The sequence below is a fragment of the Butyrivibrio sp. TB genome (assembly GCF_900110805.1).
Classification (GTDB): Bacteria; Bacillota; Clostridia; order Lachnospirales; family Lachnospiraceae; genus Butyrivibrio; species Butyrivibrio fibrisolvens_C.
Map to the genome: position 1 here is coordinate 1 of NZ_FOER01000030.1, position 19,832 is coordinate 19,832.

At 41.2% G+C, this 19,832-nt stretch carries 17 protein-coding genes and 1 tRNA gene; 14 read left to right on the forward strand and 4 right to left on the reverse strand.

The annotated features are described in order from the left end of the window. Positions 1-120: 120 nt before the first annotated feature. Positions 121-927, forward strand: coding sequence for an RluA family pseudouridine synthase (locus BMX21_RS16495; RefSeq protein WP_092046027.1), 807 nt, complete (start codon positions 121-123; stop codon positions 925-927). A 286-nt stretch (positions 928-1,213) separates the two neighbouring features. Here the strand turns inward: BMX21_RS16495 and BMX21_RS16500 are convergent, their stop codons facing one another. Then, positions 1,214-2,464 (reverse strand): serine hydrolase domain-containing protein, encoded by a 1,251-nt coding sequence (locus BMX21_RS16500; protein WP_092046029.1) that lies wholly within the window; start codon positions 2,462-2,464, stop codon positions 1,214-1,216. A 235-nt stretch (positions 2,465-2,699) separates the two neighbouring features. Between BMX21_RS16500 and BMX21_RS16505 the strand changes: the two genes are divergently transcribed. From BMX21_RS16505 to BMX21_RS16525, 5 genes are all read left to right on the forward strand, one after another. Beyond that, positions 2,700-3,380: a response regulator transcription factor gene (locus tag BMX21_RS16505; RefSeq protein ID WP_022755497.1), complete on the forward strand. Its 681-nt coding sequence runs from the start codon at positions 2,700-2,702 to the stop codon at positions 3,378-3,380. Positions 3,381-3,489: 109 nt separating this feature from the next. Continuing rightward, the gene (locus BMX21_RS16510) at positions 3,490-4,848 is read left to right on the forward strand and encodes a sensor histidine kinase (RefSeq protein WP_092046031.1); all 1,359 of its coding nucleotides are present in this window, start codon (positions 3,490-3,492) and stop codon (positions 4,846-4,848) included. 199 nt (positions 4,849-5,047) lie between these two features. After that, positions 5,048-6,052 carry an energy-coupling factor ABC transporter permease gene (locus tag BMX21_RS16515; RefSeq protein WP_092046033.1) on the forward strand — a complete coding sequence of 335 codons (1,005 nt, stop codon included), beginning with the start codon at positions 5,048-5,050 and terminating at the stop codon, positions 6,050-6,052. A gap of 131 nt (positions 6,053-6,183) precedes the next feature. Next, complete coding sequence (cbiQ, locus tag BMX21_RS16520) at positions 6,184-6,888, forward strand: cobalt ECF transporter T component CbiQ (RefSeq protein ID WP_242952948.1); 705 nt, start codon at positions 6,184-6,186, stop codon at positions 6,886-6,888. A gap of 101 nt (positions 6,889-6,989) precedes the next feature. Further along, positions 6,990-7,736, forward strand: a complete 747-nt coding sequence (locus BMX21_RS16525) for an energy-coupling factor ABC transporter ATP-binding protein (protein ID WP_022758619.1) — start codon at positions 6,990-6,992, stop codon at positions 7,734-7,736. A gap of 84 nt (positions 7,737-7,820) precedes the next feature. On the opposite strand, the gene BMX21_RS16530 is transcribed toward BMX21_RS16525, so the two are convergent. From BMX21_RS16530 to BMX21_RS16540, 3 genes are all read right to left on the reverse strand, one after another. Further along, complete coding sequence (locus BMX21_RS16530; protein ID WP_022755502.1) at positions 7,821-8,270, reverse strand: Fur family transcriptional regulator; 450 nt, start codon at positions 8,268-8,270, stop codon at positions 7,821-7,823. A 129-nt stretch (positions 8,271-8,399) separates the two neighbouring features. Further along, complete coding sequence (locus BMX21_RS16535) at positions 8,400-9,275, reverse strand: putative manganese transporter (RefSeq protein WP_027207216.1); 876 nt, start codon at positions 9,273-9,275, stop codon at positions 8,400-8,402. Positions 9,276-9,794: 519 nt separating this feature from the next. Then, positions 9,795-9,865 (reverse strand) — tRNA-Gly (locus BMX21_RS16540). 565 nt (positions 9,866-10,430) lie between these two features. On the opposite strand from BMX21_RS16540, the gene BMX21_RS16545 reads away from it, so the two are divergent. The 8 genes from BMX21_RS16545 to BMX21_RS16580 all read left to right on the forward strand — a co-directional run bounded on the left by BMX21_RS16545 (position 10,431) and on the right by BMX21_RS16580 (position 19,825). Beyond that, the gene (locus BMX21_RS16545) at positions 10,431-11,981 is read left to right on the forward strand and encodes a hypothetical protein (protein WP_092046037.1); all 1,551 of its coding nucleotides are present in this window, start codon (positions 10,431-10,433) and stop codon (positions 11,979-11,981) included. A 542-nt stretch (positions 11,982-12,523) separates the two neighbouring features. Next, a complete protein-coding gene (gene sufC, locus BMX21_RS16550; RefSeq protein ID WP_022755506.1) occupies positions 12,524-13,273 on the forward strand; it encodes a Fe-S cluster assembly ATPase SufC in 750 nt (249 codons plus the stop codon). 138 nt (positions 13,274-13,411) lie between these two features. Continuing rightward, positions 13,412-14,827: a Fe-S cluster assembly protein SufB gene (gene sufB / locus BMX21_RS16555; RefSeq protein WP_092046039.1), complete on the forward strand. Its 1,416-nt coding sequence runs from the start codon at positions 13,412-13,414 to the stop codon at positions 14,825-14,827. A gap of 41 nt (positions 14,828-14,868) precedes the next feature. Then, positions 14,869-16,029, forward strand: a complete 1,161-nt coding sequence (locus BMX21_RS16560) for a SufB/SufD family protein (protein ID WP_092046041.1) — start codon at positions 14,869-14,871, stop codon at positions 16,027-16,029. Positions 16,030-16,159: 130 nt separating this feature from the next. Continuing rightward, positions 16,160-17,377 carry an aminotransferase class V-fold PLP-dependent enzyme gene (locus tag BMX21_RS16565; RefSeq protein ID WP_092046044.1) on the forward strand — a complete coding sequence of 406 codons (1,218 nt, stop codon included), beginning with the start codon at positions 16,160-16,162 and terminating at the stop codon, positions 17,375-17,377. Then, positions 17,367-17,813 (forward strand): Fe-S cluster assembly sulfur transfer protein SufU, encoded by a 447-nt coding sequence (gene sufU, locus BMX21_RS16570; protein ID WP_027218816.1) that lies wholly within the window; start codon positions 17,367-17,369, stop codon positions 17,811-17,813. Before BMX21_RS16565 ends, sufU begins: the two co-directional genes overlap by 11 nt. Before the next feature lie 40 nt (positions 17,814-17,853). Then, on the forward strand, positions 17,854-18,399 hold the full coding sequence (locus BMX21_RS16575) for a TetR/AcrR family transcriptional regulator C-terminal domain-containing protein (RefSeq protein WP_027218817.1): 546 nt from the start codon (positions 17,854-17,856) through the stop codon (positions 18,397-18,399). A gap of 121 nt (positions 18,400-18,520) precedes the next feature. Next, positions 18,521-19,825 (forward strand): GGDEF domain-containing protein, encoded by a 1,305-nt coding sequence (locus BMX21_RS16580; RefSeq protein WP_027205013.1) that lies wholly within the window; start codon positions 18,521-18,523, stop codon positions 19,823-19,825. Positions 19,826-19,832 lie beyond the last annotated feature (7 nt).

The following is a 19,832-nucleotide window of genomic DNA, read 5'->3' on the forward strand; positions in this document are numbered from 1 at the left end:
TAGCAATAATGCTGAACGACTAAATGTGGAAGGAGTAATCCGTCATACCACAGGGCAGTTACAAGCCCATTACCTTTAGGTGATGGGTAGTTGACGAAAAACGTATGAAAGAAGGGTGCTATGGAAGATATATCTAGAGGGAAAAATACAGAGCTAAATATTCCGGATAAAAAAGACCATATAATATACGAAGACGACAATATAATAGTCTGTGTTAAGAGCGCAGGAACTGCGACGCAATCAGCGGATCTTCGCAGTAAAGATTTGGTATCTCTTATAAAGACCCATCTTGTAAGACAGGCAAGAAAGAATAAAGTCAGACTAACCGGCGAGCCTTATGTAGGCCTTATTCACAGATTGGATCAGCCGGTTGAAGGCATCCTTGTTATTGCCAAAGACAAGGAATCTGCTGCGAACCTCTCAAAGCAGGTTACAGATAACCGGATAGATAAGCGCTACCTTGCTGTAGTAGAGGGAATTCCTAATGATGACAAGATTCATTTAAAAAAAGAAGTATCTAAAGACGGAACTATCTATATAGAAGATGAGATCATAAAAAAATCCGATGGAAATGCAAGAATCGTAACAGGACTACCCGCAGATGAACTAAAGACATTAGGAAATCCTGAAGATAAAAAAATCTCAAAACTAGAATATAAAATAATAAGCTCGAATAATAATAGATCCCTTATCGAAGTGCACCTCTTAACCGGCCGCTTCCACCAGATAAGAGCCACCATGGCATACCTAGGCTGCCCCATAGTAGGCGATACAAGATACGGCGCGCCGCCCATCCCCCCGGATAGTGCCCACCTCTCACCCAAAGCCATAGCTCTCTGCAGCCATAAACTTTCATTCAAGCACCCGGTAACCGGCCAAACTATGTCATTTAGTATTGAACCATCTGAGGCAATATTTTCAGAATAATTAAGAGTAACCGACTTGCTGTTGCAGTATAATCGAAGCCTCACAAGGAGAGGGCAGAACATATATAATCGCCTCGCTTTTAACCATTTTATAAAATTCATGAGCGTGATAGATGGAGCTTTATATTCTGCATAGGGGCTGCATGTCTGAGCGAAGCGAGTTTCAGCCCCTAGAATATAAAGCTTCAGATATCATGCCATGAATTTATAAAATGGTTAAAGCGAGGCGATTATATATGTGCTGCCCTCTCCTTGTGAGGCTTCGATTATACGTCCTCCACTCTAGATCACAGCATTCCGTATGCGACCTGTCTTAGGAGCCTTGTGGGTCCCATGGAACCCGCATCCGCAAGCTGGATGTAGTACTGGAACATGAAGTCATTGGACGGATCCAGAGTCATATACGTTCCAAGCCATCCATCCCATCCAAACTCACCCACAGGAGCATTCGTCTGGTAGGCAGCAGGATCAAGAAGAACACGATTGAAGTTACCGTATCCGTAACCCTGAAGACTATCCCACTGAGTAGTCTTGATCTGCTCAGGAGTCAGCTGATTTGTGCGCATGAAGCGAACAGTTTCTTTTCCAAGGATCCTGGTTCCATCTTGAGAAGTGCCACCATTTAGAAGCATCTGTCCGAAGTTTCTAAAGTCGCCTATAGTTGATACAATACCAGCTCCCCCTGATTCGAAGGCCGGAGCTTTAGTTATAGTATCTTCCATAGCAAGATGGGGCCCTTTTTCTATTACAAGCTTACCTGTCACATCTTTGATCTTAACCTTGCCACTTACAGAATCTATAACAGAAACCGGCTGAGCATTATCACCATCTGCATAAAATCTGTATTTCTGGGCAAGACGATGTACCTTATCCTCAGGTACATAGAAGCCCGTGTCATGCATATGAAGCGGACGGGTTATCTCATCTTCAATGAACTGTCCAAAACGCTTGCCGCTGGCAACCTCTACAACAGCACCCATAACATCAGCACTTGTTCCATATCTCCAGCGTGCTCCCGGCTGGAACTCAAGAGGTAGTCTGCCTATCTTGTTTGCGAATTCGACAGTGCTTATGAGCTTTCCAGCTGCATGAGAAGCGTCCATCTCATTAAACAGAGCTGTAGAGCATGCAGTAGGATAGTTGTTTTCTTCAGGATATGTAAGACCGCTTGTCATATTGAGAAGATCCTTAAGGATCATGGGTCTATTTACATCTTCAAGTTCTTCCCCTTTTCCTGTCCAGACTTTCTGGTTTTCAAATCCCGGAAGGTATTTGCTGACAGGATCGAAAAGGTCTATCACGCCCCTTTCCATGAGGATCATGGCGCATACTGATGTGATCATCTTGGACATTGAGAACATACGGAAGATAGTATCTTCTTTCATAGGTATGTTATTCTCGATATCTGCAAGACCATAGCTGTTTTGGTACAGTATATTGCCTTTATGAGTGATCATTACATTTGCACCGGATATGTGACCTAGAGAGATTTCTTTGCCGATAATATTATCGATAGCCTTAGTAGATGATGTGTTCATGATAGACTGATGCCTTTCCTTCGAGTGGTAGTTGATGTTGTGACATTAGGTTAAGTTTACAAGTGTTCCATTTTCAAATCCCAATTGATATCAAAAGGAACTTTTGACACCTTACTCATTATATATTGTTTAAAGTATAATTCAAGAAAACATATACTTGTCCTGCTTGCACAGCTATGCAATGCTCTAATTTTCAAATTTTGTTATAATATGTAAAAACGAAGGGAGTACCACTATGCGTCTGTTACTTGCAGAAGATGAAGAAGAGCTTTCTAATGCTCTTGTTGCAATACTTAAGCACTCAAGCTATACGGTCGATGCTGTATATGATGGTGAAGAAGCCCTTGACTATGGGCTTTCCGGCGAATATGACGGGATAATACTTGATATCATGATGCCTGGTATGGAAGGAACCCAGGTACTTAAAAGATTAAGAGAAGAAGGTATCACTACCCCTGTCCTTTTTCTTACAGCCAAGAGTGATGTGGATGATAAGATCAAAGGACTTGATCTTGGAGCAGATGATTATCTTACTAAGCCCTTTGATATGGGAGAGCTTCTTGCAAGAATCCGTGCAATGACAAGGAGAAGATCAGACTTCTCACAGCCATCATTATCTTGTGGGAATCTTACACTTGACCGTAATACATACGAACTGTCTACTCCGGAGCATGACAGCATACGCCTTGCAGGACGAGAGTTCCAGATGATGGAGATGCTCATGACATCTCCCGGAAGAGTTGTATCTGTTGACAATTTCATGGACAGGATCTGGTCTGATGGAGAAGCTGATATCAACGTAGTCTGGGTCTATATCTCTAATCTTAGGAAGAAACTGACAGCACTTGGATCTAGCGCTGAGATTAAGGCATCAAGGGGCGTTGGCTATTCAATCCACGAGAAGAAGGATGAGTAAATAGTCTTAGAATCACTTATTAAAAGCCGGCAAGGCTGGACTTATATATTCTGATTTTTGAAAAAAGCGGCATGTAGTGTAGTTTGATCAGTTAAGCGGAAAGGGCTATATGGTTAGTAAACTTCGTAGAAAGTTCGTAATAACAGCGATGAGTGCACTTCTTGTAATACTTCTTGTGCTTATAAGTGTCATCAACGTGGCCAATTTCGTAGAGTTTACAAAAAGTGCTGACGATATTCTTAAGATCCTGGCAGATAACGATGGAACATTTCCTGAGATGGGCCCTGGCCAGGCTATGAACGAGATGAAAGTCGCGGGCATAGAAGCGTCAATCATGGAAAGTGATCCTTCTAATGGTTCATCCCAGACTATGAATTCTGCTCAGGAATCGTCTACTCCTCCGGCTCCTAAGAGTGAGGAGCGTGGCAGGGATATCTTTTCCTATAATAAAAATGTTGAAGCTCCCTTCTCTACAAGATATTTCTGGGTCAAGATCGACGATAGTGGAAAGGTTAAAGAGATTGATACAGGCCACATAGCATCTATTCTGGAAGAGACAGCCGGAGAGATGGCAGAGAGCATTTATGCTTCATCTAAGACCAAGGGCTACGAATCCACCTACAGATATTATGTGAGAAGCCTTGATAACGGAGATACACTACTGCTGTTCAAAGACTGCAGCTCGGATATGTACAATGCCATCAAACTTCTTCGAAACACATTCCTTCTAATGCTGGCATGTCTTCTTGCCATGTTCATCCTGGTATGGATTATGTCAGGACATGCGGTATCCCCTGTAGTAGAATCTCTAGAAAAGCAGAAAAGATTCATAACCGATGCAGGTCATGAACTAAAGACCCCTCTTGCAGTCATATCAGCGAGTGTGGATGTTATAGAGCTTGATAATGGTAAGAGCGAGTGGACCATTAGCATCAAGAATCAGATAAAGAGAATGACAGACCTTATCCAGAAGATGTTGACGCTATCCCGCATGGAAGAAGAGAATGTCAGGCTTGTTTTTACAGATATAGATCTTAGCAGTATATGTCTTGAGACAGCCGGAAGCTTTGAAGCAGTTGCAGAAAGTGCCGGGAAGAAATATACAACTGATATAGAAGATGGCATTCATATTAAAGGTGATAAAAACTCCATGACCCAGCTATTATCACTTCTTATAGATAATGCCATGAAGTATTCTTCGGAAAAAGGGAGTATTGAAGTCAGGCTTCAAAGAGGCAAGCATATAGAATTAGAAGTTCGTAACACCTGTGACAATATTCCTGAAGGGGATCTGGACAAGCTTTTTGACAGGTTCTACAGAGCAGACACATCAAGGAACAGGAAAAGCGGCGGATATGGCATAGGCCTGTCTGTTGCAAGAGCGATAGTGACATCTCATGGCGGAAGCATAGAAGCTCTTAGAGATGGCGATAATATCATAAGATTTGTTGCCAGGTTTTCCAAATAAGAAGTATATGAGATTGATGATGATATTATGACTAAAAAATGGCGTCTTAGAAAAAGGTGATCAAAATCTTACTTTATAACCCCCAGGGGGGCTTGTGGGTATCTTTGGCTACCTCTTATACTTATATGAGATTAAATGTTGCACAAGTCATTTGGGCTTGTGCGATTTTAAAGTAATAAGAGAATAAGGGGTATAGACTATGCACATGGCAGACGCGCTTGTAGTTCCGGCGGTTGCAGGAACTATGTATGTATTATCAACGACAGTGGCAGGACTTTCTGTCAAGAAAGTAAGAGAAGAAAATGATCCTAAGAAGATCCCGGTGATGGGCGTTATGGGAGCTTTTGTATTTGCTACTCAGATGCTCAACTTCACCATACCGGGGACCGGTTCATCAGGACATCTGTGCGGAGGAATGATGCTTTCAGCTCTCCTTGGGCCGTATGCGGGATTTTTAACTATGATAGGGGTATTGCTCGTCCAATGCCTGCTATTTGCAGACGGAGGGCTTCTGGCACTTGGCTGCAACATTTGGAATATGGCATTCTACGGATGCTTTGTAGGCGCCCTTCTTATCTGGCGTCCTATTATGAAAAAAGGCGCAACAAGAGGCAGGATAATAGCAGCTTCTATAATAGGCTGCGTTCTGACACTGCAGATGGGAGCCTTCTCTGTTACGATAGAGACACTTTTATCAGGTGTTACTGAGCTTCCATTTACAGTATTTCTTGCAACAATGCAGCCTATACATCTTGCGATAGGCTTTGTAGAAGGCCTTATCACAGCAGCTGTCCTTGTTTTTGTACATGAAGCAAGACCAGAGCTTTTATGGGGTACTTCAAATGATGAGACAGTTAAGGGCAGGCTTTCTTTTGGACCTACAATCGCTGTACTTGCAGTAGCTGCAGCTATTTGCGGCGGTGTTGTTTCACTATTTGCTTCATCCTTCCCTGATGGGTTAGAATGGTCCATGGAGAAGGTTGCAGGAACTGCTGAGCTTGAAGCTGTAGGCGGAGCATATGATGCAGCAGCCAAAGTTCAGGAAGCTACATCTCTTCTTCCTGATTATGCCTTTAAAGGCAGTGAATCTGCAATTGGTACAAGCTTTTCGGGTATTGTAGGAGCGCTGGTAGTTGTACTTATTACAGTCGGTGCCTGCTACGCTTTTAAGTTTTTCAAGAAAAAAACAGGCACAAGTAATTAACCTAAGGTGCCTAGGGATTCAATATTCAAAAGTACATGGATGTGCTTAGATTCATATAATAAATGAGCTCAATTGAAAAAAATATTAAGGAACTAAATAGCATTCAGGATCTGCAGCAGCGTACCCATTGGATGAATGACCTTCATCCTTTGGGGAAGCTGCTAGTTTGCGTTATATACATATTTTTAGTAACCTCTTTTGGCAAATACGATATTACGCCTTTGATACTTATGGCTGTATATCTTATTTTTGCCTTCCTTATAGGAGAGTTGTCTGTTTTGAAAGCCCTGTATAGAATGAGGATCATCCTGCCGCTTGTGTTATTTGTAGGTATCTTTAATCCTTTTTTTGACAGGGAGATAGTATTAACTATAGGTAGCATCAATGTATCAGGCGGCTTTTTATCTATGATCACGCTTATAATCAAGGGCTTTTACACAGTTCTTGCGGCGTACATACTAATAGCCACAACATCCATAGATGATATCTGTTATGCACTTAGATGTATAAAGATTCCCAGGATCATAGTGATTGTCATAATGCTCATATACAGGTACTTCGATGTTATGGCACAGGAAGCGGACAGGATTACAACAGCTTACAAACTGAGAGCTCCCTCGCAGAAAGGGATTCATTATAAAGCTTGGGGGACTCTTGTGGGCCAATGGCTTCTTCGCAGTATAGATAAGGCAGAGCTTGTTTATGAGAGCATGCTTCTTAGAGGTTTTAAGGGCGATTTTTCTTTTAAGCATAAAGCTGTAAGACCCTTGGATATCATATATCCTCTTGTATGGATATGTATTTGGGTGATTATCAAACTTCGGATTTTTGTATAAAAAGAAGTAAAGAGTGTATTGAAAATTGCGTATATAACTAAGGGTCTTCATCATAGAATGTTTTTTGTGCATGATCAAAGCCTATTATTTGGAGATTATTAATGAAAACAGGTATACACGGACAGATACTAAAAATAGAAAATCTATCCTTTAGCTATGACAACGAAACTCCCGTCCTTCAAGGCATAAACCTTACAGCTACGGATGGTGAAAGTATAGGAATCATAGGTGCTAACGGTATAGGTAAGTCAACTCTTATGAAGCTCCTTGTAGGACTAAATACCGGATATACAGGTAAGCTTATAGTAGCTGGGCATGAAGTCGTTCCTGCCAATCTTAATCACATAAGAGAGCATGTTGGCTATGTGTTTCAGGATTCTGACAGCCAGCTCTTTTTGTCAACAGTAGAAGATGACATAGCCTTTGGCCCCAGGAACTATGGCCTTTCTGAAGATGAAGTTCAAAAGAGAGTAGATGATGCAATCTCCTTCCTTAACATAGAACACTTAAGGCACAAACAGACCTATAAGATGTCAGGCGGTGAGAAGAAGCTTGCATCAATAGCCACGATCCTTGCCATGGAGCCCGACATCATAATCATGGACGAACCCTCAATTGCCCTAGATCCCCGCAACAGAAGGAATCTTATTAATATACTAAATGAAATAAAAGCACTAAAGATAATAACATCCCATGATCTCGACTTCGTAATGGATACCTGCAAACGTACCATCTTACTTGATGATGGCAGGATTATCGCAGATGGTGATACTGATGTGATATTACGAGATAAAGAACTTCTTACATCACACTCGTTAGAGCTACCACTTAGCCTTTCAAGAATCTGATATACTACGCAACCTTCTCACTTGGACGGGCCGGCATCCCCAAAGTCTTTGCTGGGGCAGGCCCGTCCAAGTGGGAAGGTTTAGTTACTTACATTTTGCGCAGTAGCCGTATATTTCAAGCTGGTGACCTGTGATCTCGAAATCGTCCATGTTGGCAGGGAGCATTTTGTTTAGATCTCCAAGGAAGCATGTCCTTAGAGGGAAGCGTTCTTTGCACTTAAGACAGATGGCATAATGCCTGTGCTGGGCGAGGCGCAGCTCGTACATGGCATTTTCACTGGTGACGGCAGTTGACTTAGTAAGGATACCTGCATCTTCAAAAGTCTGAAGGCACCTGTATACAGTGGAAAATGCGTAGCTGTTTCCGCCTTCTTTTTTGCTAAGCTCCTCATATATCTCAGTTGCAGTCAGTGGTTTAACAGCATCTGCAAGAATATGATATATATCAAGTCTTTGCTTTGTCTTTTTGATTCCCTCTGGCCAGTTGCGTTCCATCTGACGTTCAACGGTTTCAGCATGTATTTTGCAAGACATATTCAACCTCATTAAAATAAAAAACGCGAAGATTTATAGATCTCTTACGATTAATAACGCCACGAAGATTTATAGACCTCATATGATTAAAATATCAAGAAGACTTGTGAATCCTCTGCGATACAATTATTACAAAATAAGATCAATAAGTATTCCGAAGAATACACCTGTAACATAGAGAATTCCAGTGATATGGAGATTTCTCTTGAATTCAGGATTGACTCTGAACAGGATAAGTAGACCGATTCCGGCACCTACTAATAATCCTGACATCATAGTTCCCATTGTTATCATTCCGCCAAGGTACAGCTCGGTTATGATTATAGAAGCAGCGCAGTTAGGGATAAGACCTATTATGCCTGCTACAATGTGCCCCAGCAGAGGATTAGCGGTAATTACTGACATAATAGCCTCTTCACCTATAAGCTCAACTATGAAATTGAGTATAAAAGTAAGAACCAGAAGATATAAGAAGATATGAACAGTATGTACAAAAGCGGATTTTAAGATGCTTCCTTCTTCCTCGTCTTCGCAGTGACAGTGTTCACGCTCGCAGAGCTCTTCTATTCTGAAATCTTCTCTTCCTTGGTGGCGGATCTTCCTAGTCTTATTGGCTGCAAAGTCCACAATGAATCCTGCTATGATTCCAACCAGAGCCTTAAGACCCAGAATGGGAAGGATTGTAGTAACAGGAACCCTTTCAGATATCATAAGAGGTAGCATCTCATCGGATGTAGAAAGGTATATGGCGATCAGGGTTCCAACTGTTATAACACGGCCTGCATATAGGTTAGAGGCAGCGGCTGAGAATCCGCACTGAGGCAGTACTCCAAGGACAGCTCCCCATAAGGGACCGGACTTTCCGGCTTTTCTTACAATATCACCAGCCTTGTCCATAGTATGCCTTTCCAGAAGCTCCATGAGAAGATATGTTATAAATAGAAATGGAAGGATCTTCACTCCATCTATCACTGTATCTAAGATTACATCTACTAATAATTCCATTGTTAACCTCATGTCGCGAGCTAATAAAGTGACTAATGTTTCAAATCGGTGGAGCTCGCGGCACCAATTTGAGGAGGTAACTTCTAATTAACTCCCTCGAAAATAAAACATTTTCAAACTTTTCCTTTTAGTCATGATAAAAAATACTGCTATATTTGCATTAGGTTTTGCGAAATATATTTTGAGCAAAGAGAATATATCACACTTTTGATTTAAATGCAAATGATTTGCAACTAGATTCGCATGATGATTTTTTGATGTTTTCATAAAATTCAGAGTTGGTAAGGTATAGGCTTACAATGACTGAAAGAGGTGGTAAAAATCTTCCGGGCCAGAAAGAAAACGCTCAGATCATATCTCAGATATTTGCCGATATCCAAAATGCTCAGAGAGCTCAGAAAGTAAAAAAAGCATCATAAGTAAAGTGACTATCAGATAAGAACAGGTGGGATCGGGCTCAAAGGCCTGATCCCACCTGTTTAACAAAAAAACCCTCAGGTAAGACCTGAGGGTTTTAGAAGCAGGTGATGGGAATCGAACCCACCTATCCAGCTTGGAAGGCTGGTGTTCTACCAATGAACTACACCTGCGCGGCACAATGATTATTTTAGTAAAGTGTCAGGGTTATGTCAAGCACTAACTTAAATCTTTCTACAATATTATTTTCGAAATTAATTCATAAAATAATCTCCAAAAAATTCCCCAGCAAAAACTGTCATTTTATAAACGCATTAACAATAAAAATGCTGATGTATTTACGATAATGATTGCTTTTTTGAAAAATGGAAACTAAGCAAAGTACAGTATTAGCAAAAACTAGAATAGAAGATAAATCAAACGGGAACTAAAAAATCAAAAAGAACAAATATACTTCGATTTTGCTCTGCAAAAATGACGTTTCGTCGGAAATTAACACAAACATTTTTTTATATTTTATAATGCTTTTTGTGTTTGCAAGAAACGCACAAAAATATGTTCTTCTAGGTCTGCCTATTCCTAAAAAGATTATTGGGGGAAGCATAGACCTATCTGCACCGCGCCTTTAAAAGGAGGATTTAGAGGCGATAGGGTCTTGGTACCTTCGTTATTGCATAACTCATATATAAAGGCAATAACGAAGGCGCTGTCATTAATAATTACAAAGAGGTACGAAACATGAATTCTAAAATTGTAACCACACTAACTGCGGCTATAACCTGCCTTTCTATTGTCAGTGGAGGCGCCGCTATCTACTATGATAAGACACATGATAAGGGCAATATAACTATTGATAGTAGAGAAGAGTTCCTGTCAGTCAATCAGGACCTTATGCCGCAGACTGCTGCTAGTATCGTGCAAGGAAGCGGAGATGGTTTTTTAGAAGCTATGTTTACAGGCAGGGAGATTCCTGATACAGATACCGACATCTTAATATGGGCCAAGTCTGATAATCCGGAATTTCAGACCGTGTTAGAGGATACCAGCCTTGATCTTAAGATCCATTACGATAAAAATAATAGCGAAGCGCTAATCAATGCATTTATTACGGAAAATGGGTCACAGACCTTGAGTCTATATGCTGATATTGAAGGTGATACAGCAGGACTATACAGCCCTTCCATAAGCGAGTATTACTATGATCTTACCAAAGAGCAGTTTATAAACGGTTTTGAGACTACCACCGGTATCTCGCTGGCAGCAACTAGTAATGCAGAAGATGCATCCCAAGATCCTGCCAAGGAAAGTGCTGATCCCCAGCCTTTAGATGATGCAGCTGATGATCAAAATGCTAATACAGAAAGCTCGGCCACTAGTAGTACAGATACAAATGATTCACATACGGACAACACAAGTATAGAAGATTCCGAATTCATGAATATCTTAGATGTCATATTAACAGCCGTTACCAAGGACAATGTCACCGCTACATATAGTGATAACCTCCATCTTGAACACGTTGATGAGACAATATCAGGTACCACCTATACCTGCCAGCCATCAGCAGATGATTTTGAGAATATGCTATATGACCTATGTGACTATATGGATACCCATGAAAGCGCCAGAACCTACATCCATAACATATTAGGAAATATATCTGATAAAAGCGATACTGTACTAGATATAGAGACTCTCCTTGTAAACGAAGACGGATGCCTAAAAAATAAGGCCAAGGAGATTGCTACAAACCTTTCCTGCAGTGCATTTACCTGGTCTGTTATAAGCGACAATACCGGCACAGGAAGAGCCCTTAATCTTTCCTTTATATGTAACGGCACCAACATAGTATTGACCTGTGAAAAAGCATCTAAGGGAGCCATGTACATGTCAGCAACTCTGGACGATTCATATATAAGCATACTAAAAACTCCCTCAGAAACCCCCGAATCCACCGCATCCCACCTGGGCCTATCCTACGGCACAACAGAAATAACCGCCTGTGATAAATCAAACACCACAAAAGCCCTGATAACAACCACAAGATCAGAAGATAATACCAAAGATGAGACAGTCATATCCTTCAATGCAGGAAGCCGCATAGGCAACATAGAGCTTCACATAGAATCAAAAAACTCTTCAACAGCCTCTATGCCACTCACTCCAGCAGAAATGCACATAGACATGACCTCCTCCAGCGATGAAGAAGTCATGACCGTTTTCAAAACCTACCACAACAAGATCACCTCAATCTTCCTAAGCAGCAAAATATTAGGAATAATCTTGTGATTTTACACTAAGAAATTTTTGGCTACAAGGTTAAGTATCCTGAGTTTATTCAAGAATTTACGGTTTGAAAGAAGCAGCATCCACAAATAATTTGCAGGTGCAGGCGGGAAGAATATGAATAATCCCAGCGCTTTTTAATCGTTTTATAAAATTCATGAGCGTGATATCCGGAGCTTTTTATTCTGCCAGGGGTCCACATGTTTGAGCGAAGCGAGTTTGGACCCCAGAATAAAAAGCTCAGGATATCATGCCATGAATTATAAAACGATTAACAGCGCTGGGATTATTCATATACTTCCCGCCTGCACCTGCAAATTATTTGGGGATGCTGCTCCCTTCACTGTAACCTGAAATACCCTAAATTAAGCTTGTTTGCCGTGTATAACAAGTTGCTTTTTTGGTGAAAATTTTATAAAATGTTTCTCTGTGTATTGTCAGGATATTTTAGTAGTGTTATAGTTAATTCCTAGTAAGTACCTAGGAAAACACATAAAGGATATTTTGTAATTATTATTTGTTAAATATAGAAAGGACGTGAAACAATGTCTGAACAGAATCTTTTGCAGGTTAGTGATCTTTCAGTCTCTGTTGATGAGATGCAGATCCTGCATAAATTAAACTTAAGTGTTAATCCCGGTGAGACACATGTACTCATGGGACCTAACGGTGCCGGTAAGTCTACACTTGGTAACACCCTTATGGGCAACCCAAGCTATGTAGTAGATGAAGGCAAGATCTTTTTTGACGGACAGGATATTACTAATCTTTCTACAGATAAGAGAGCAGCTGCAGGAATGTTCATGTCATTCCAGAATCCTCTTGAAGTTCCGGGTATCTCACTTTCAGCTTTTATAAGGAATGCCATCCACGCCCAGACAGGCAAGCCTATCAAGCTCCTTGCATACAAGAAGCTTCTCGAGTCAACTATGGAGCTTCTCAATATGGATCCTTCATATGCTGACCGTGATCTTAACGTAGGATTTTCAGGCGGTGAGAAGAAGAAGGCAGAGATCCTTCAGCTCCTTATGCTCAGCCCCCGCCTTGCAATTCTTGATGAGACTGACTCAGGACTTGATGTAGATGCTGTTCGTACAGTATCCAAGGGAATTGAAGAGTATCAGAAGAGAGAGAACGGTGCTCTTATCATCATCACTCACTCAACCAAGATCCTTGAATCACTTCATGTTGATCACACTCACGTCCTTGTAAAGGGTCAGATTGTTGCATCCGGAGACGGATCACTTGTTGATGAGATCAACGCTAACGGATTTGAGCGTTTTATTAAAGAGTGATAGTTGATTAAAAGGTGACAGTTAATATCCAAGGGCCTGAGATCATGGACCTTTTAGATATATGGTTACTATTATCTTTTGATATTAAGATAACACAGAGCCGGCAGATATAAGATCTGCCGTAGAATGAGGACTGATATGTTCGATGATATAAAGAAGTCTGTTGCTGATATCAATCAGTCAATGTACGACTTTAAAGATGTAGAAACAGATAAAGACTTTTACCGCGAAGAGGCCGGATTTACTAAAGAGATAGTTGAGAAGGTCTCTAAGGAAAAAAATGATCCGGAATGGATGAGAGAGTTTCGCTTAAAATGTCTTGATATATACAACAATATGCAGATGCCTAATTGGGGTCCTGATACCAGCGAACTCAATATGGATCTTATCTCTTCATATGTAAAATCGAAGACAGGAATGCAGGGCAACTGGGAAGATGTTCCTGATGATATCAAGAATACATTTGAAAAGCTTGGTATCCCCCAGGCAGAGAGAGAATCTCTTGCAGGTGTTGGAGCCCAGTACGACTCAGAGCTTGTATATCATAATGTCAAGGAAGAGGTTGCTGCTTCGGGCGTTGTATATACAGATTTTGAGAGCGCTCTTCACGGCGAATATGCTGATATGGTAAGAGAGCACTTCATGAAGCTCGTACCTCCTACAGATCACAAGTATGCTGCACTTCATGGCGCAGTATGGTCCGGCGGATCATTTGTATATGTACCCAAGGGAGTCAAAGTCGAGATACCGCTTCAGTCATACTTCCGTCTTAATGCGGCTGGTGCAGGACAGTTTGAGCATACACTTATCATTGTAGATGAGGGTGCTGATCTTCATTTCATAGAGGGATGCTCTGCTCCTAAATATAATGTTGCCAATCTTCATGCAGGATGCGTTGAGCTTTTTGTAGGCAAGAATGCAAGACTTCGCTATTCGACAATTGAGAACTGGTCCAAGAACATGTACAACCTCAACACCAAGCGCGCTCTTGTAGAAGAAGGCGGTGTAATGGAATGGGTATCAGGTTCTTTTGGATCACATACTTCATACCTTTATCCTATGACAATCCTTCAGGGTGATCATTCCAGAATGGAATATACAGGTATCACCTTTGCTGGTAAAGGTCAGAATCTGGATACAGGTGCCAAGGTAGTTCATATCGGTAAGTATACCTCTTCTGTTATAAGCACCAAGTCCATCAGTAAAGACGGCGGTATCGGTACTTACAGAAGTTCAGTAACTATCAATAAAGATGCCAAGCATTCCAAGGCTGTTGTCTCCTGTGATTCACTGATGCTTGATTCCAAGTCAAGATCAGATACGATCCCCGGAATGGATATTCGTACCAACGATGCAGATGTAGGACACGAAGCCAAGATTGGTCGTATAAGCGATGATGCGGTATTCTACCTCATGAGCCGCGGTATCAAGGAAGAGGATGCAAGAGCTATGATAGTATCAGGTTTTGCAGATCCTGTATCCAAGGAACTTCCGCTTGAATATGCAGTAGAGATGAACAACCTGATCAAACTTGAGATGTCCGGCAATATGTAACGCTGGTTGCATATATTAGGCATATAGATGTGAGGTAACACATGAATATAGATATGAGAGTTAATGAGCTTCCGGCCAGAACTTACCGGTGGCTTCAGTTAAATGGTGAAGATATAAATGAACAGGATATCTCCTTTTCCTCTTTTGCCATGGATATAGTCAAGGCTCCTGAAGGCGTAAGCATAGCCGAAGATGTCGATGGCAAGGAAGCTGAGAAAGTTTTTGCACCTTCATATGAGCAAAGAGTTAAGGCTGATGAGAAACTTGTAGGACCTAACGGCGATACTTCAATCAATCATGCAGGTCAGATAGTAAGAACAGGTATGGGATCAGGTGTTGATGCCTTGCTAGAAAGTGCAGACGTTAGAGCTACTGTCATTAAGGCTGCCGACAAGACTTCAGTTTCAGAGCCTGTAATGCTCCATGATCATCTTTGCAGCAGTGGCAGCACTATAAGTCGCCAGGTTATAGTTGTTCCTGATGGTTCATCACTTACAGTTATAATGGACTATGATTCAGATGAGGATGCAAGCGGCATAGAGGCAGTCAGCACTAAATTCTATGTAGGTAAAGGTGCTACGCTTCGCCTTGTCAAGATTCAGATGCTTGGCAAAAAGGTAAGGCATTTTGATGATCTTGGCGGCGTAGTTATGGACAATGGCCGATTTGAACTTGTTCAGATGGAGATTGGTGCTATAAAGGCATACGCCGGAGCATATGTAAGTCTTCTTGGAAGAGAAGCTGTATCTGATAATAATACAGGATTCCTTGGAACAGACGATCAGTTCTATGATTTTAACTATGTTGCTGAGCAGCGCGGCGTTAAGACAAGCTCTATGGCTACTTACAGAGGCGTGCTTGATGGAAGAGCTGTCAAGAACTGGAGAGGTTCACTTGATTTCCGTGAAGGTTCTGTAGGCGGTGAAGGTGATGAGCAGGAAGATACACTTCTTCTTTCGCCTGACGTAGTTAACAGATCCATACCTCTTATCCTTTGCAAGGAAGAGAATGTTGACGGAAGACATGGCGCTACTATAGGCCAGCTGTCTGATGATATGCTCTTTTATATGGAAGCAAGAGGAATAGACAAAGAGACAGCCAAGAAGATAATGGTTCGTGCAAGGCTTGATTCGATAGCCCGCATGATACCTGATGAGAAGTTAAAAGATAAGGTTTCATCATATCTTGATGAGATTCTCTAAAACGAGATATTATTGCTGCCCACTGCCATTTGGTGGTGGGCATAATTATAAAAAACTATAGAAGATCATAGTTATAAATTGGTTAAGGCAGCATCGAATTAAAGTGTAGAGTTTATATGTTGGAGGCAATATGAAGGCAGAAGATTTCAGACAGGATTTCCCTATTTTTAAGGGAAATGACTATATATATTTTGATAACGCGGCTACATCTCAGAGACCGCAGGCAGTTATAGATGCAGTTGCAGACTTTTATCAAAAGTCCAATGCCAATCCTCTTAGAGGACTCTATGACTGGAGCGTAGATGCTACAGAGCGCTATGAACATGCAAGAAGTACAGTAGCAAAGTTTATAGGTGCCAAGGAAAGCTGCGAGATAGTATTTACCAGAAACACAACTGAATCCATGAACCTTATCGCCTACAGCTACGGGCTTAAGAATGTAGGCAAGGACGATGAGATCGTTATCTCAGTAATGGAGCACCATTCTAATATACTTCCATGGCAGATGGTATGCAGACAGACTGGTGCAAAGCTTGTATGGCTTGAGCCTGATGAAGAGGGCGTCATCACAGAAGATGAATATAAGTCCAAGATAACAGACAAGGCCAGGATCGTATCTATAGGCCATGTATCCAACGTCCTTGGTGTTACCAATCCTGTCAAAGAAATAGCTGCATATGCTCATGACAAGGGTGCTGTTGTCGTGGTAGACGGAGCGCAGTCTGTACCTCATATGAAGGTTGATGTTAATGAGATAGGTGCAGATTTCCTTGCATTTTCCGGCCACAAGCTTATGGCTCCGATGGGAATCGGCGTATTATATGGCAAAAAAGACCTTCTTGAAGCAATGGATCCTTTCCTTACAGGAGGAGAGATGATCGAATATGTTACAAGAGACTCTGCTACCTGGGCTGAGCTTCCTCACAAGTTTGAGGCAGGAACAGTCAACGCTGCGGATGCAGTGGGTCTCGAAGCTGCTATTAACTATATAGAGAGCGTTGGATTTGACTTTATCAAGGAACAGGAGCATAAACTTACTCGTCTTCTTATGGACGGAATGAGCGAATTGTCGTATATTAAAGTATATGGATCCAAAGATCCCAATAAGCATTGCGGCATAGTGACATTTACAATGGATGGCGTACATCCACATGATATCTCATCTGTGTTAAATGAAGACCATGTATGCGTAAGAGCGGGTCATCACTGCGCTCAGCCGCTCATGCAGTTCTTGAAAGTAGGCTCAACGGCAAGAGCCAGCCTCTATTTCTACAATACAGAAGAAGAGGTCAAGAGATTTTTGAAAGTACTAAAAGGCGTTAGAAAGGTTATGGGTTATGGAGATTAAGCAGCTTTATCGCGAGATCGTTAATGAGCACAATTTGAATCCTGTGCACAAAGGAGTTATGGATGCTCCGACTCTTAAACTTCGAGGAGTTAATCCTTCATGCGGAGATGATATAACACTTCAGCTTAAGATAAGTGATGATGGCATCATAGAAGATGCTATGTTTGATGGATCAGGATGCGCTATTTCACAGGCATCTGTTGATATGATGGCTGATCAGATAATTGGCACCAATAAGGATGAAGCTCTAAAGCTTGCATCTACTTTCATGGGCATGATCCGTGGAGATATAACTGATGAAAAAGAAATCGAGCAGCTTGACGAGGCAGCAGCACTTCATGACGTATCCCACATGCCGGCACGTGTAAAATGTGCTGTTCTTGGATGGAAGACAATGCAGGAGATACTCGATCACCCTGAAAAGAACGAAATCTGATCTTGACTGTTTTGAGTAAGTATAAAAGACAATAGAGAAAATGGCTGATTCTAATATTACCAAAAATGCTCTGGCGACAGCACTAAAAAATTTGATGAAAGAAAAACCTTTCGAGAAGATCAGTGTATCGGATATATGCGATGCCTGTGGAATGAACAGGAAGAGTTTTTATTATCATTTCAAAGACAAGTATGATCTTGTGAATTGGATCTTTCTTGTAGGTTTTCTTTCTAAGATGAATATCGATGACTATGAGACGGGATGGGATGCAGTTAAGGATATATGCCATCATTTCTACGCCGATAGAGATTTTTATCGGGTGGCTCTGAGTATTCATGGACAGAACTCTTTTCATGACTATGTTATCGAATCCATAAGACCTATCATGTACATGTATATCAATGATATAATCGAGGATACAGATCTTAAGGACTTTTTTGTTACATTCTACTGCGATGCTTTTCTTACAGCCATCACAAGGTGGCTTTCGGAAGGCATGAAGATGAATGATGAAGAGTTTGTAGGTAAGCTTAAGATTATAAGTGTAGGACTTGCCAAAATAGTTATACGTGATGAAGATAAATAAAATCAGCGGGCAATACCTGCTGATTTTTTGCGTTCGAAGTTTTATGGGGTTATAATTTGAAATAAGCAGCATACAGGATTGCCGGGGGAGGATGGAAGAGATGCTGGGAGGCGTATTGGGTATGGATATTAATAACATTGATGAGTATACACCTGAGTCTGTCACAAAAATTATGTCAGAAATGGTAGACCAGGTTATTATAGTAGATTCTAATACTAACAGGTACAGAAGGATCATAAGCCGCGGATTTATGGATGAATTTCTTCCGCCTAATGGTTATTATGACAAGCTTTTAGAGACACTTTATTTCCATATGAAGGACAGTGGCGATACTGTTGTAGATGGCTACAAGGTATTTTTGTCATCCTATGGTACCTATGATGATAAGTATACAAGGCGCTGCAAGATGGTTCATAATGATGAGCCTCATATCGTGCAGATGACTATATATCCGGTCAAGGGGACTGGCATGTATATTTTTGTATTAAATGAACTGGATTATGAAGACTCCAGAAGTGATATGCTTGCATCTACCAAAGTCAATACCATTCAGAATACATATCTTTTTTCTATGTATATCGATCTTATAAAAAATACTACAAGTAGTATAAATGTATCAGAAGTATCCGATGAAACCATGCATTCCCATATCCTCTATACAGACTGGAGGCTGATGATAGTCAATATGATCTGGCCCCAGGACAAGGAGAAGTTTCTTAGAAGGACAGATCCTGAGTATCTCAAAGAACACTTTGCACCCGGACAGTACTCGTCTTTTGATGTCAAGATGCAGAATCTTGAAGGTGTATATATCTGGGTCAAACTTATATTCAGCCGTTCTCAGACTCTTAATGCGGATGACTACAGATTTGTCTTCATGGTTCAGGATATCAATGAATCCATGACCAACATGAACACATACCTTAAGGAATTTGAAGAGAAAGCTTCTATCGATGCCCTTACAGGAGTATTTAACCATGGACGTATAGAGACTGAGATAACCAATGCTATCGAGAATGTCAAGAAGACAGGCGAAACTTCATCTATCATGATCCTTGATATAGATTTCTTTAAAGAAGTAAATGACAATTTCGGACATTCTGTTGGAGATAAGACTCTTAAAGTCTTCAGTAAGGTAGTAGGTGATTATTTTAAAGAAAGAGGAAGCGTTCTTGGAAGATGGGGCGGTGAAGAGTTTGTGGCAGTATGCTATAACAGCTCTATTGATAAGACAAGAGAGCTTTCAGAGAGCCTGCTTGATAGGATCAGGTCACAGCACTTTGAGAAGGTTGGCAATATTACAGCCAGTATTGGAACTACAGCTCTTAAGATGGGCGATGATCTTACAAGTGCGTTCGAAAGGATGGACAAGGCCTTATATCAGGCCAAATCAGACGGACGTAACTGCGTAAGAGTTATTGACTGAAACTTCG